The sequence below is a fragment of the Luteibacter sp. 3190 genome (assembly GCF_031456385.1).
In the GTDB taxonomy this organism is placed as follows: domain Bacteria; phylum Pseudomonadota; class Gammaproteobacteria; order Xanthomonadales; family Rhodanobacteraceae; genus Luteibacter.
In genome coordinates, this window is record NZ_JAVDUO010000005.1 from 1 (window position 1) to 13,380 (window position 13,380).

The following is a 13,380-nucleotide window of genomic DNA, read 5'->3' on the forward strand; positions in this document are numbered from 1 at the left end:
GGGGCTTTATCCTAAAAACCCGGTCTCATTGAGGCCGGGTTTTTTCTTTTGCGCATCGCGCGACCCGCAACAGGTCACCGCCAGGGGCTTTATCCAAGAAGGCCTCCCCGATCGGGGAGGCCTTCGTCTTTTCCGTCGTTGCTGTCGTGCCCGCAGGGCACGCACTGCAACAGGTCACCGCCAGGGGCTTTATCCCAAAAACCCGGTCTCGGAAGAGGCCGGGTTTTTCTTTTGCGCTGTGGGAGCGGACCCGGCCGCGACGGCTCCTCGCCGCACGCCACAGGTCCTGCGTCGCCTCGCGACAGGCCGTCGCGCCCAGGTGCGCTCCAACGGCCGCCATGTCGCGCGCTTCTGTGGGAGCGGACCTGGCCGCGACCGCTTCTCGCCGAACGCCACAGGTCCTGCAACACCTCGCGACAAGCCGTCGCGCCCCAGTGCGCTCCAACGGCCGCCGTGTCGCGCGCTTGTGTGGGAGCGGACCTGGCCGCGACCGCTTCTCGCCGAACGCCACAGGTCCTGTGGCACCTCGCGGATTGGCCTGACGTCAGAGGATTTCGAGCGAGTCGCTGCGCGACGGCCCTTCGGCGGGAATGCTTTCGTGACGGAACTGGCCGCCGTCGGAATCGCCGAGGTCGTACTGCAGGAACGTGCCTACCACGGTGCCTGACGAGCACGGCCAGCTGTACTGCCCATCGATGATGCACACGGGGAACGTGTACATCGGTGTCAGGTTCAGCGCGACGCCATCGAGCGTCAGTCTCCGCTGGGCGGCGATTCCGACCTCGAGCACGCCGACCTTCAGGTAAAGACCATAGTGATCGTTCGACGTCCGGGTCTGATCCTCGCGGATCGTCTCGGCACCGCCGTACTGAGACTCCACGGAGAGGATCCAGACTTTTTCGATCGCACGTGGATCCGGACTCGCCGATGGCTGCCCGGCGTCGCGATACGGTGCCGGAAGCTCGAAGGGCAGGTCGGCGGAACGGCTGTATGCGGGCACGGTGCGGTAGCAATCCAGGCTTTCCGCGAGGGCACCAGCGAAGGGAAAAAGGGAGAGCGCGGTAGCGCAGGCGACACGAGTCGCCGGACAGGAAGTGAACATTGAAACTCCTTGTTCGTAGAGCGCCCGCTCCAGCGCGGGCGAACCGATTCTCTCATCGCGACTACCCGAGCAACTACCGGCATTCACTCACCGACGCGCCCGCCGCATGACTTCCACCCGCCACACGCGCCATCATGTCGGGAAGTGGAACGTTGATGGGGTAGCCGATGGAGCCAAGACTCAACAGGCGACAGGAAGAATTGATCGCGATCGTGCAACGCGAAGGGTTCGTCGGTGTCGACGAGCTCGCGAGTCACTTCGACGTCGCGCCGCAGACGATCCGACGCGATCTCAACCTGCTGGCCGACGGGGGGCTCATCCGCCGCTATCACGGTGGCGTCAGCGCGCCGTCCTCCAGTGTCGAGAATGTCGCCTACGCGGCGCGCCAGTCACTGCAGGCGGCGGAAAAGAACCGCATCGCCGCATCGATCGCAGGCGCGATCCCGGACGGCTCGTCGCTCTTCATCAACCTCGGCACCACCAACGAAGGCGTCGGCCGCGCGTTGCTCAACCACCGCGATCTGCGCGTCATCACCAACAACCTCAATATCGCCATCCTGCTCAGCGACAACCCGACGTTCGAAGTGATCGTCGCCGGCGGCGTCGTGCGCGGGCGCGACCACGGTGTGACGGGCGAGGCCACGATCGAGCTGATCCGTCAGTTCAAGGTCGACTTCGGCATCATCGGCATCTCGGGCATCGAGCTCGACGGCACGCTGCTCGACTTCGATTTCCACGAGGTGCGTGTGGCGCAGGCGATCATCGAGCACTCCCGTCAGGTCTACCTGGGTGCGGACCATACCAAGATCGGCCGCAACGCCATGGTCCGCCTGGGCGACTTTTCGCGCGTCGACGCATGGTTCACCGACCGCCCCCCTCCGGACGCGTTGCAGCCCGTGCTCGAGGCATCGGGTACCCAGGTCTTCGTCGCCAAGGATTGAGCTAGAGCCCGGCCTCCGCGGCGATCGTGCCCGCTGCCGCGGGATCGCCGATACGATCGGCTCACACCAGAGCCGCCAGCTCTCACCCATGGAATGGTTGGCCCCGCTACCGAAGGGTGGGAGCCGATCCCATCGGCGATGGGCGCTCGCACGGACACGACTTCGCTGCACCGCAGCGTGCGATGTTCGTTTGTGTTCGAATATGCTCGTTTACCAACAGGCGGTGCCTGACAGCGCGTAAGAAATGTTCGAATGCGCAAGGATTCACGCGCGAGTTCCACCCAAACGAACGTACCCGGGCGTAGGGTCTTTCTCACGGTTGCCGGCGCCGCCTCCCGAATGACGGAGCGTGCGATGGTCGAGCAGGTCGATGTTCTGGTGGTGGGTGGTGGCGTCAATGGCGTCGGTATCGCGCGTGACGCGGCGGGCCGTGGCCTCAGCGTCTGGCTCTGCGAGCGCGACGACCTCGCGTCCCACACCTCCAGCGCGAGCACGAAACTGATCCACGGTGGGCTGCGCTACCTCGAGCAGTTCGAATTCGCCCTCGTCGGCAAGGCGCTGGCCGAGCGCGAGGTGCTCCTGCGCGCGGCCCCGCACATCATCTGGCCGCTGCGCTTCGTACTCCCGCACCAGCCGCACCTGCGCCCCGCGTGGATGATCCGCATCGGCCTGTTCCTCTACGACCATCTCGGCCGCGGACGGCGCACGCTGCCCGGCTCGCGGCGCGTTCGCTTCGGCAAGCACGTCACCGGCGAGCCGCTGCGCGACGAGTTCACGCAGGGCTTCGTGTACTCCGACGCGTGGGTGCAGGATGCGCGCCTCGTCGTGCTCAACGCGATGGACGCGGCGCGTCGCGGTGTCCGCGTCGAGACGCACACGCGCTGCGTCAGCGCGCGCCGCGACGGCGAAGGCTGGACCGCCGAACTCGAGAGCCGCGACGGCAGCCGCCATTTCATCCGGGCGCGCGCGCTCGTCAACGCCGCCGGCCCCTGGGCGGCGACGTTCCTCGATGACGTGGCGCACGTGCCGCACCAGCACTCGCTGCGCCTGATTAAGGGCAGTCATATCGTGGTGCCGAAGATCTTCGATCACCGCTATGCGTACATCTTCCAGCAGCCCGACCGCCGCATCGTCTTCGCCATTCCGTACGAGCGCGATTTCACGCTCGTCGGCACGACGGATATCGAATACAAGGACGACCCGTCGCGCCCCGTCATCACCGACGAGGAGACGCGTTACCTGTGCGACGCCGCCAACCGCTACTTCAAGAAGCAGCTGACGCCCGCCGACGTCGTCTGGAGCTACAGCGGTGTACGCCCGCTGCTTCAGGACGAATCCGGCAACGCCTCGGAAGTCACGCGCGACTACCAGCTCGACATCGACGCCAACGGCCCGCCGCTGCTGAACGTCTTCGGCGGCAAGCTGACCACCTTCCGCAAGCTGTCGGAGGAGGCCGTGGACAAGCTCGCGCCGCTGCTCGGCAACACGCAGCCGGCGTGGACCGCCGACGCACCGCCGCTGCCCGGTGGCGGCGAACGCGACATCGACGAACTGCAGGCGGACATCCGCGCCTCGCGTCCCTGGCTCCCCGATGCCTTCGCCTGGCGTCTCGTGCACAGCTACGGCACGCGCGCCCGCGACCTGCTCGGCGAAGCCGATGGTCTGCACGCGCTTGGCGAGCATTTCGGTGCCGATCTCTACCAGGCCGAGGTCGATTACCTCGTCCGTCACGAATGGGCGACGGAGGCCGAGGACATCCTCTGGCGCCGGAGCAAGCTGGGCCTGCGCGTCGCGCCGGCCGACGTGCAGCGCCTTTCCGATTACCTGTCCACGAAGCGCTAAACGCTCGCGGCCACCCCCAGCGCGCGCCGGACTGCTGACCGTCGCGCGTCCCCAAGATAAGGAGTACTCAGCATGTCGGTGTACCTGAGTGAGTTCCTCGGAACGATGGTGATGATCCTGCTCGGCGACGGCGTCGTCGCCGGCGTGCTGCTGAAGGATTCGAAGGCGAAGGATGCGGGCTGGAGCGTCATCACGTGGGCGTGGGGCCTCGCCGTGCTCATGGGCATCTTCGTCGCCGCGAAGAGCGGCGCCCACATGAACCCCGCGATCACGCTCGCGATGGCGTCCATCGGCAAGCTGTCGTGGACGCTGGTCCCGGGCTATATCGCCGCCCAGATGGCCGGTGCGTTCACCGGAGCGGTGCTCGTGTACTTCGCCTACCTCGCGCACTGGAAGGGCACGCAGGACGCCACGGCCAAGCTCGGCGTCTTCTGCACCATCCCGGCGATCCGTTCCATTCCGGCGAACCTCGTGACCGAAATCATCGGAACGTTCGTCCTCGTCTACTGCGTGCTGGCCATCGGCAGCAACGATCTGTCGAAGGGTCTCGCCCCGATCGCCGTCGCGCTGCTCGTGGTCGTGATCGGCATGGGCCTCGGCGGCCCCACCGGTTACGCCATCAATCCCGCGCGCGACTTCGGGCCGCGCGTCGCCCACGCCATCCTGCCCATCCCCGGCAAGGGTGGTTCCGACTTCGCCTACGCACCCGTGCCGATCGTCGGCTCGATCATCGGCGCACTGCTTGCCGCCTTCGCCTATACCGCCCTCGCGGCGTGAACCCAAGGACCCGCATCGTGACCACGAAGAAGAAATACATCCTCGCCATCGACCAGGGCACCACCAGCTCGCGCACCATTCTGTTCGACCACGACGGCAACATCGCCGGCACCGCGCAGCGCGAGTTCCCGCAGATCTTCCCGCAGCCGGGCTGGGTGGAGCACAACCCGCGCGAGATCATGACCAGCGTGCTGTCGACCATGACGGAAGTCATCAGCAGCTCGCAGATCGACGCGTCGTGCATCGAAGGCATCGGCATCACCAATCAGCGCGAGACGGCCGTGGTGTGGGATCGCCACACGGGGCAGCCCATCTACAACGCCATCGTCTGGCAGTCGCGCCAGACGGCGGAGATCTGCGACAAGCTCAAGGCCGACGGCTTCGAGGACATGGTCCGCGAGAAGACGGGCCTGCTGATCGACGCCTACTTCGCCGGCACGAAGGTGCGCTGGATCCTCGACCATGTCGAGGGCGCGCAGGAAAAAGCCGAAGCCGGCGACCTGCTGTTCGGCACGATCGACACCTGGCTGATCTGGAACCTCACCGGCGGCAAGGTGCACGTCACCGACTACACCAACGCCTCGCGCACGCTCATGTACGACATCTTCAAGCGCGAATGGGACGACGAGCTTCTGAAGATGCTGAACGTGCCGCGCGCGATGCTGCCGGAGGTGAAGTCCTCGAGCGAGGTCTACGGCAACACGCTGGCGAAGCATTTCTTCGGCCGCGAAGTGCCGATCGCCGGCATCGCGGGCGACCAGCAGGCCGCGCTGTTCGGCCAGGCGTGCTTCGAGGAAGGCCTGGCGAAGAACACCTACGGCACCGGCTGTTTCATGCTGATGAACACCGGTGAGAAGGCGGTGCGTTCCAAGAACGGTCTGCTCACCACCATCGCGTGGGGCGTCGACGGCAAGGTGGAATACGCCCTCGAGGGCAGCATCTTCGTGGCGGGCTCGGTCATCCAGTGGCTTCGCGACGGCCTGCGCATGCTCGGCAAGGCGTCGGACTCGCAGGCGTACGCGGAGCGAGCGAAGGACAACGACGGCGTCTACTTCGTGCCCGCGTTCGTCGGTCTGGGCGCACCGTACTGGAAGAGCGACGTGCGCGGTGCCGTCTTCGGCCTTTCGCGCGGCACGACGAAGGAACAGTTCATCCGCGCGGCGCTCGAATCGATGGCCTACCAGACGCGCGACGTGCTCGAGGCCATGCAGTCCGACTCCGGCATCCAGCTCAAGGAACTGCGCGCCGACGGCGGCGCGATCGCCAACGACTTCATGGCGCAGTTCCAGGCCGACATCCTCGACGTCACGCTCTTGCGTCCGAAGGTGCAGGAAACCACGGCGCAGGGCGCGGCGTATCTCGCCGGCCTCGCCGTCGGTTTCTGGAAGGACAAGAAGGACATCGCCACGCGCTGGGCGGTCGATCGCGAGTTCAAGCCGGAGATGACGAAAGAACGTCGCGACGATCTCTACGACGGCTGGAAGCAGGCCGTGAATGCGACCATGGGCTTCAAGCCACGCAACTAAGAGCATCGCCGATGCGATCGGCTCCCACCCTCTGGTAGGTCGGCCTTCGCAAGCATGGCTACCGAAGGGTGGGAGCCGATCGTATCGGCGATCACGACGAAGCGAGCCGCACAATCAAAAAGGGGCGACGCATCGCTGCGCCGCCCCTTTCGCTTTCAGGCTCTTCGACCGATCAACCGATCGCGTAGCCGAACTGTTCCTCGAACGCTTCCGCGAACTGCGCGTACGTGAAGTACTGGTTCTGCGTGCCCGGATGCTCGACCTTCAGCGCGCCCATCAGCGACGCCATGTTGCCGACCGTCTTCCAGTCGTAGCCCTTCATGATGCCGAAGATCAGGCCGGCGCGGTACGCGTCGCCGCAACCCGTCGGATCGACGACCTGGCGCTCGCGCGCCGGCCCGATCTCGATCGTCTCGCCATCGGCGTGGATCTGCGAGCCGCGCGGTCCGAGCGTCACGATGTACGCCTTCACCTTCGACGCGATCGTCTTCGCGTCCCAGCCGGTGCGCTGCTGCAGCAGCTGCGATTCGTAGTCGTTGACGATCACGTACGTCGACTTCTCGATCATCGAGCGGAACTCGTCGCCGTTGAACAGCGGCATCGCCTGGCCCGGATCGAAGATGAAGGGCACGCCACGCGCGGCGAACTCGTCCACGTGCTGCAGCATCGCCTCGCGGCCATCCGGCGCCACGATGCCGAACTGGTAATCAGGAATGTCGCGCACGTGGTTGTCGTGCGCGTTCGACATCGCGCCCGGGTGGAACGCGGTGATCTGGTTGTTGTCCAGGTCGGTCGTGATGAAGCACTGCGGGGTGAACATGTCGTCGTACTGACGCACGCCCTCGAGGCGGATGCCGTGCTTCTCCATGTGCGCGCGGTACGGACCGAAGTCCTGGCCCACCGTCGCGACCGGCATCGGGTCGCCGCCGAGCAGCTTCAGGTTGTACGCGATGTTGCCCGCGCAACCACCGAACTCGCGACGCATGCCCGGAACGAGGAACGACACGTTGAGGATGTGCACCTGGTCCGGAATGATGTGGTTCTTGAACTGGTCCTGGAACACCATGATGGTGTCGTAGGCGAGCGATCCGCAGATAACGGCAGTCATGCGTCGGTGACCCTGGAAGTAGTGGTGGGACGACCCGGGCGGGCCGCCGCAAACGCCGCCCGCGTGGGGTCCGGCAAACCTGCGAATCCTACCCAAAAAAGGGCCGCGAGGCGACCATCCGGAGGCATCGCATGCCCGGAGCAGGGCGGTCTCCCGCACGCATCATCCGGACTTACAAGGCTTTCTTAACGTATCCGCCCTTGCGTGGGAGGGGTGGCCAATCTAGACTCGCACGCTTACTTTTTCCCGCTACGGGCGCCCGCCGCACCATGTTTAAGAAGTTCCGCGGACTTTTCTCGAACGACATCTCCATCGATCTCGGCACGGCGAATACGCTCATTTATGTGCGCGGTCAGGGCATCGTCCTGAACGAGCCGTCGGTGGTGGCGATCCGCCAGGACCGCGGCCCGGGTGGTCCCCGTGCCGTGGCGGCCGTCGGTGGCGACGCCAAGCGCATGCTCGGCCGCACGCCGGGCAACATCGCCACGGTGCGTCCGATGAAGGACGGCGTCATCGCCGACTTCACCATGACGGAGGCGATGCTCCAGCATTTCATCAAGCAGGTGCACCGCTCGCGCATGCTGCGCCCGAGCCCGCGCGTGCTGGTCTGCGTGCCCTGCGGCTCCACCCAGGTGGAGCGCCGCGCGATCAAGGAATCGGCCGAAGGCGCCGGTGCCCGCGACGTCTTCCTCATCGAGGAGCCGATGGCGGCCGCGATCGGCGCCGGCATCCCGGTGCACGAGGCCCGCGGCTCCATGGTGCTGGACATCGGCGGCGGCACCTCGGAAGTGGCGGTGATCTCGCTCAACGGCATCGTCTACTCGCAGTCCGTGCGCGTGGGCGGCGACCGCTTCGACGAGGCCATCATCAATTACGTGCGCCGCAACCACGGCACGCTGATCGGCGAATCCACCGCCGAGCGCATCAAGCTGGAAATCGGCTGCGCCTTCCCGCAGAGCGAAGTCCGCGAGATCGAGATCTCCGGCCGCAACCTCGCCGAGGGCGTGCCGCGCATGTTCACGATCAACTCCAACGAGGTGCTGGAAGCCCTGCACGAGCCGCTCTCCGGCATCGTGGCGGCGGTCAAGGCGGCGCTGGAGCAGACCCCGCCGGAGCTCTGCTCCGACGTGGCCGAGCGCGGCATCGTGCTCACCGGTGGCGGCGCGCTGCTGCGCGACCTGGATCGCCTGATCTCCGAGGAAACCGGCCTGCACGTGCAGGTCGCCGACGATCCGCTCACCTGCGTGGCGCGCGGCGGCGGCAAGGCCCTGGAGATGATCGACCAGCACGGCAGCGACTTCTTCGCGTTCGAATGATGATGGCGCGCAGCGGCGCTATGGCCGGAGCGCGCTGAATGGCCCTGAATCGCGACGACAAGTCGCCCCTGTTCGCACCGGGCGTGGCGGGAACGCTGCGCCTGATCGTGTACCTCGCGCTCGCCTGCGTGCTCATGGTGCTCGATCATCGTGGCGGCTGGCTGGCCAACGTCCGCTACGGTCTCTCGCTCGTGGTCGAACCCGTGTACCGGATCGCCGGGCTGCCCTCGCAGGGCTTCCAGGCGGCGACGGTGGCGTTCGCCGACCGCCAGCGCCTCACCGAGCAGAACCAGCGCCTGCGTGAAGACCTCCTGCTCGCCAACGCCAAGCTCAACCGCATGGCCTCGGTGGCCGAGCAGAACACGCGCCTGAAGGAACTGCTGGATACCCAGCACAGCCTGTCGCTCAACGTGCAGCTCGCGCGGCTCATCGGCGTGGACCTCGGTACGTTCCGCCACCGGATCGTGCTCAACGTCGGCGCGCGCGACAAGGTGCAGCCGGGACAGGTCGTGATCGACGCCCGCGGTGTCATGGGCCAGATCGTGGACGTCATGCCCACCACGTCCGTCGCGATGCTGATCACCGATCCGAACCACGCCATTCCCGTGACCATCGAACGCACCGGCCTGCGCACCATCGCCTATGGCTCGCGCGCGGGCGACCTGCTGACGCTGCCGAACATTCCCGTGTCCGCCGACGTGCAGGTGGGCGACAAGCTCGTCACCTCCGGCCTCGGCGGACGCTTCCCGCCCGGCTTCCCCGTGGGCGAGATCCGCGACGTGGCGCAGACCGCGTCGGGCACCTTCCTCTCCGCGCAGGCGAAGCCGGCCGCGGACCTCGACCGCAGCGAGGACGTCCTGCTCCTGCACGATCTGGCGGAATCCGCCGGTCCGCCGCCGCCAGCGCCCAACGTCGGGCCGCCGTCCGACATGAAGCCCGATCCGAACGCGCCGCCGGCGCCGACGCTGCCGGCGGTCACCTCGCCGACGGCGACGCCGCTGCCCGCGCGTGCCGCCACGGCCGCCTCGCCGGCGGGGAGCACGCCATGAACCGCGTCCGCGTCCGCCAGCTCTGGTTCGCCGCCACGCTGCTCATCTCGCTGTTCCTGATGCTGATCCCGCTGCCGGGTCCGCTCACGCCGTTCAAGCCGTATTGGCCGGCGCTCATCCTGCTCTACTGGTGCCTGCAGTCGGGCGATCGTGTGACGCTCGGGCTCGCGTTCTGCCTGGGCGTCGCGGCCGATCTCTTCGATGGCGTGCTGCTCGGCGAACAGGCGCTGCGCCTCACCGCGATGGTGTTCATCGCGCTGCGTTTCCGCTCGCGCCTGCGCTTCTTCCCGATGTGGCAGCAGTCGCTCGCGGTGCTCGGGTTCCTGGTGAACGACCGCATCCTGCTGCTGCTCGTGCGCGTGTTCGGCGGCGATCCGCTGCCGCCGGCGGAATACTGGATCTCGCCGCTGGTCGGCGCGGCGCTGTGGCCGTTCGTGTTCCTGATCCTCGACGACCTGCGCGCGCGGCTGCGCATCCACGACGCATGAAACGCCGGCGCGCCTCGATCAAGGAAACGCGCGGCGAAGTCGCGCTGTTCCGCCGTCGCGCGCTGGCCGGCTTCGCGCTGATCCTGCTCGGCCTCAGCGCCGTGTGCGTGCGCTATGTCTACCTGCAGGTGCTGCATCACGAGGAATTCGTGGCGCGCTCGGACCAGAACCGGGTCAAGCCGCGCGCGATCCCGCCGGCGCGCGGCCTCATCTACGACCGCAACGGCGTGCTGCTGGCCGACAACGTGCCGGCGTTCCGCCTGGAAGTGACGCCCGAGCAGGTCGACGACATGGACGCGATGCTCGGCAAGCTCGGCGCCGTCGTGCCGATCAGCGACGACGACATCGCCACGTTCAAGAAGCAGGTGAAACAGGGCCGACGCTTTGAGGGCATCCCGCTGCGCCTGAAGCTGACCGAAGACGAGATCGGCCGCTTCGCCGTGAACCGCTGGCGCTTCCCCGGCGTCGACGTCGTGCCGTACCTCACGCGTCGCTATCCGCTCGGCCCCTCCATGGCGCACGTCATCGGTTACGTCAGCCGCATCGACGCCGACGACCTCGACCGCATGGACGACGACGAGGAGGCCAGCTACAAGGGCACCACGCACATCGGCCGCATCGGCATCGAGCGTTCGTACGAGAAGCTGCTGCACGGTTCGCCCGGCTACGAGCTGGTGGAAGTGAACGCCGACGGCCGCACGCAGGCCGTGCTCGACACCACGCCGCCCACCCCCGGCAAGAACGTGTACCTCAGCATCGACGTGCGCCTGCAGAAGGCGGCGGAGCAGGCCATGGCGGGCAGGGCGGGGGCGGCGATCGCCATCGATCCGCGCAACGGCGAGGTGCTCGCGTTCGTCAGCGTGCCGGACTTCGATCCCAACCTCTTCGTCAACGGCATCAGCTCCGCCGACTACAAGGCGCTGACCACGGCGCCGGACAAGCCGCTGTACAACCGCGCCCTGCGCGGCGTGTACCCGCCGGGGTCCACCGTGAAGCCCTTCCTCGCGCTCGGCGGCCTCTCGATGGGCATCCGCCGCCCGAGCGACACCGTGCTGTCCACGGGCGAGTTCTGCATCCCGGGCCAGTCGCGCTGTTACCGCGACGACAAGCGCGGCGGCGACGGCACGGTGAACATGATCCGCGCCATCGAGCTGTCGACGAACACCTATTTCTACCGCCTCGCGCTCGACATGGGCATCGACCGGCTCGCGACCTGGATGGGCGGCCTGGGCTTCGGCAAGAAGACCGGCATCGACCTCGTCGGCGAAGTCGAGGGCATCCTGCCGTCGCGGGAGTGGAAGGCCACGCGGAGCAAGTCCGGGTGGTATCCCGGCGAGACGATCATCGCGGGCATCGGCCAGGGCTACTGGGCCGTGACGCCGCTGCAGCTGGCGCACGCCACCGCCACGTTCGCCGGCCACGGCATCCCGTACACGCCGCATCTCCTGCTCGACACGCAGGACGGCGTGGACAGCCCACGCGTGCACCAGCCGTTCCCGCCCAGTGGCCCCTCCGTGATCCGCAAGGCCTCCGACTGGGACGCCGTGAACGAGGGCATGGAAGCGGTGATCAACTCCGGCAAGGGCACCGGCAAGGCGCTGCGTTTCGGGTTTCCGTACATCATCGCGGGCAAGAGCGGCACCGCCGAACGCTTCTCGCGCAAGACCGACGCGTACGACACGAACAAGAACACCGCGTACCTCGCCAGTCGCCACCGCGCGCTCTTCATCGCCTACACGCCGGCCGACGATCCGAAGATCGCCGTCGCGGTGGTGCTCGAGGCGGGCGCCTGGGGCGCGGCGGATTCCGGCCCCATCGCGCGCAAGATTCTCGATCAGTGGGTGGTGGACGAGGGCGGCCCGCGGCCGGTCGACCCCGCGCCGGGCCAGGTCGTGACGGCCGACGCCGATCCGGCGGACGCGACGGAGGACGAACCCGAGCCGCCGGCCGCGCCGGCCAGCGCGGGTGCGCCGCCGCAGGACGATGGAGAGGACCAGTAACGATGTTCCCGCAACTCGCCCTCCGTCTGAAACGCTTCGGCCTGCGCCTGCTCTCGAAGCCGCGTCTCGACATTCCGCTGCTGCTCGCGCTGTTCGTGCTCGCGATCGTGGGCCTGTCCAACCTCTACAGCGCGGGCAACGGCAACGATTCGCTGGTGATCGGACAGGCCGCGCGCTTCGTGCTCGGCGGCGTGCTGCTGCTCGTCATCTCGCGCATCCCGCCGCCGGTGCTGCGCTCGTGGACGCCGTGGCTCTACCTCGGCAGCACCGCGCTGCTGGTGGTCGTCGCGATCCTCGGCGAAGGGCGTGGCGCGTACCGCTGGCTCGACCTGGGCGTCATGCGCTTCCAGCCCTCCGAACTGCTGAAGCTGACCATGCCCATGATGGTCGCGTGGTACCTGCACCCGCGGCAGCTGCCGCCGGGCTGGAAGGACATCGCCGTCGTCGGCCTGCTGATCGCCGTGCCCGCGGGGCTCATCGCCGAGCAGCCCGATCTCGGCACCGCGCTGCTCGTCGCGGGCGCGGGCGCGTTCGCGCTGTTCCTCTCGGGCATGGCGTGGTGGCGGATCGGCCTGCTCGGCGGCGCGGTGGGCGCCGTGATCCCGGTGGCGTGGCAGTTCCTCCACGAATACCAGCGCAACCGCGTGCGCACGCTGCTCGATCCCGAATCCGACCCGCTGGGCAAGGGCTGGCACATCATCCAGTCGAAGATCGCGGTGGGCTCCGGCGGCGCGTTCGGCAAGGGCTGGCAGCACGGCACGCAGTCGCGCCTGGAGTTCCTGCCGGAACACACCACCGACTTCGCGTTCGCCGTGTTCTCCGAGGAATTCGGCCTGCTCGGCGTGATCCTCATCATGCTGCTCTACGCCTTCATCATCGGCCGCTGCCTGTGGATCGCGATGAACGCGCGCGACACCTATTCGCGCCTGCTCGCGGGCGCCATCGGCATGAGTTTCTTCGTGTACGTGGCCGTGAACGGCGGCATGGTCGCCGGCATCCTGCCCGTCGTGGGCGTGCCGATGCCGCTGCTCAGCTACGGCGGCACCTCCGCGGTCTCGCTGCTCACGGGCTTCGGCGTGCTGATGTCCATCCACGCGAACCGCAAGCTGCACGACTGACGATCCGCCTCAGCCTGAACATTCGCCGAAGACGGCCCCGGCCGCGCCACGACAGCGTGATACGCTTCCTTGCATGGATGAAGTTCTCGCCGCGCGCCGCGCCCGCCCCGCAC

At 67.4% G+C, this 13,380-nt stretch carries 11 protein-coding genes; 9 read left to right on the plus strand and 2 right to left on the minus strand.

The features are described 5' to 3' along the window. Positions 1–544: 544 nt before the first annotated feature. The gene (locus J2X58_RS17275) at positions 545–1,102 is read right to left on the minus strand and encodes a DUF4879 domain-containing protein (RefSeq protein ID WP_310049822.1); all 558 of its coding nucleotides are present in this window, start codon (positions 1,100–1,102) and stop codon (positions 545–547) included. A 167-nt stretch (positions 1,103–1,269) separates the two neighbouring features. On the opposite strand from J2X58_RS17275, the gene J2X58_RS17280 reads away from it, so the two are divergent. The 4 genes from J2X58_RS17280 (at position 1,270) to glpK (ending at position 6,188) form a co-directional block, all read left to right on the plus strand. After that, on the plus strand, positions 1,270–2,043 hold the full coding sequence (locus J2X58_RS17280; protein WP_310049824.1) for a DeoR family transcriptional regulator: 774 nt from the start codon (positions 1,270–1,272) through the stop codon (positions 2,041–2,043). A gap of 354 nt (positions 2,044–2,397) precedes the next feature. After that, positions 2,398–3,885: a glycerol-3-phosphate dehydrogenase gene (gene glpD, locus J2X58_RS17285; protein WP_310049826.1), complete on the plus strand. Its 1,488-nt coding sequence runs from the start codon at positions 2,398–2,400 to the stop codon at positions 3,883–3,885. 72 nt (positions 3,886–3,957) lie between these two features. Continuing rightward, entirely contained in the window at positions 3,958–4,662 is a 705-nt protein-coding gene (locus J2X58_RS17290) for an MIP/aquaporin family protein (RefSeq protein WP_310049828.1), read from the plus strand. Between the two features lie 17 nt (positions 4,663–4,679). Further along, entirely contained in the window at positions 4,680–6,188 is a 1,509-nt protein-coding gene (gene glpK / locus J2X58_RS17295; protein ID WP_090055483.1) for a glycerol kinase GlpK, read from the plus strand. Between the two features lie 172 nt (positions 6,189–6,360). Here the strand turns inward: glpK and J2X58_RS17300 are convergent, their stop codons facing one another. Further along, positions 6,361–7,296 carry a carbohydrate kinase family protein gene (locus J2X58_RS17300; protein ID WP_090055480.1) on the minus strand — a complete coding sequence of 312 codons (936 nt, stop codon included), beginning with the start codon at positions 7,294–7,296 and terminating at the stop codon, positions 6,361–6,363. 269 nt (positions 7,297–7,565) lie between these two features. Here J2X58_RS17300 and J2X58_RS17305 point away from each other — a divergent pair, with 269 nt between their 5' ends. From J2X58_RS17305 to rodA, 5 genes are read left to right on the plus strand one after another with little or no spacing between them, the layout of a single operon-like run. Continuing rightward, positions 7,566–8,612, plus strand: a complete 1,047-nt coding sequence (locus J2X58_RS17305; protein ID WP_072322142.1) for a rod shape-determining protein — start codon at positions 7,566–7,568, stop codon at positions 8,610–8,612. A 38-nt stretch (positions 8,613–8,650) separates the two neighbouring features. Next, complete coding sequence (gene mreC, locus J2X58_RS17310) at positions 8,651–9,661, plus strand: rod shape-determining protein MreC (protein WP_310049834.1); 1,011 nt, start codon at positions 8,651–8,653, stop codon at positions 9,659–9,661. Continuing rightward, the gene (gene mreD / locus J2X58_RS17315; protein WP_090055474.1) at positions 9,658–10,149 is read left to right on the plus strand and encodes a rod shape-determining protein MreD; all 492 of its coding nucleotides are present in this window, start codon (positions 9,658–9,660) and stop codon (positions 10,147–10,149) included. Before mreC ends, mreD begins: the two co-directional genes overlap by 4 nt. Continuing rightward, entirely contained in the window at positions 10,146–12,149 is a 2,004-nt protein-coding gene (gene mrdA / locus J2X58_RS17320; protein WP_310049836.1) for a penicillin-binding protein 2, read from the plus strand. Before mreD ends, mrdA begins: the two co-directional genes overlap by 4 nt. Positions 12,150–12,151: 2 nt before the next feature. After that, a complete protein-coding gene (rodA, locus tag J2X58_RS17325; RefSeq protein WP_090055469.1) occupies positions 12,152–13,267 on the plus strand; it encodes a rod shape-determining protein RodA in 1,116 nt (371 codons plus the stop codon). Positions 13,268–13,380 lie beyond the last annotated feature (113 nt).

What these genes read in the sequence shown, in the direction of transcription:
- J2X58_RS17275 (WP_310049822.1), bottom strand. Translation starts at nt 1,102, where the DNA reads ATGTTCACTTCCTGTCCGGCGACTCGTGTCGCCTGCGCTACCGCGCTC.
- J2X58_RS17290 (WP_310049828.1), top strand. Translation starts at nt 3,958, where the DNA reads ATGTCGGTGTACCTGAGTGAGTTCCTCGGAACGATGGTGATGATCCTG.
- mrdA (WP_310049836.1), top strand. Translation starts at nt 10,146, where the DNA reads ATGAAACGCCGGCGCGCCTCGATCAAGGAAACGCGCGGCGAAGTCGCG.
- rodA (WP_090055469.1), top strand. Translation starts at nt 12,152, where the DNA reads ATGTTCCCGCAACTCGCCCTCCGTCTGAAACGCTTCGGCCTGCGCCTG.
- J2X58_RS17280 (WP_310049824.1), top strand. Translation starts at nt 1,270, where the DNA reads ATGGAGCCAAGACTCAACAGGCGACAGGAAGAATTGATCGCGATCGTG.
- J2X58_RS17305 (WP_072322142.1), top strand. Translation starts at nt 7,566, where the DNA reads ATGTTTAAGAAGTTCCGCGGACTTTTCTCGAACGACATCTCCATCGAT.
- J2X58_RS17300 (WP_090055480.1), bottom strand. Translation starts at nt 7,296, where the DNA reads ATGACTGCCGTTATCTGCGGATCGCTCGCCTACGACACCATCATGGTG.
- mreC (WP_310049834.1), top strand. Translation starts at nt 8,651, where the DNA reads ATGGCCCTGAATCGCGACGACAAGTCGCCCCTGTTCGCACCGGGCGTG.
- mreD (WP_090055474.1), top strand. Translation starts at nt 9,658, where the DNA reads ATGAACCGCGTCCGCGTCCGCCAGCTCTGGTTCGCCGCCACGCTGCTC.
- glpD (WP_310049826.1), top strand. Translation starts at nt 2,398, where the DNA reads ATGGTCGAGCAGGTCGATGTTCTGGTGGTGGGTGGTGGCGTCAATGGC.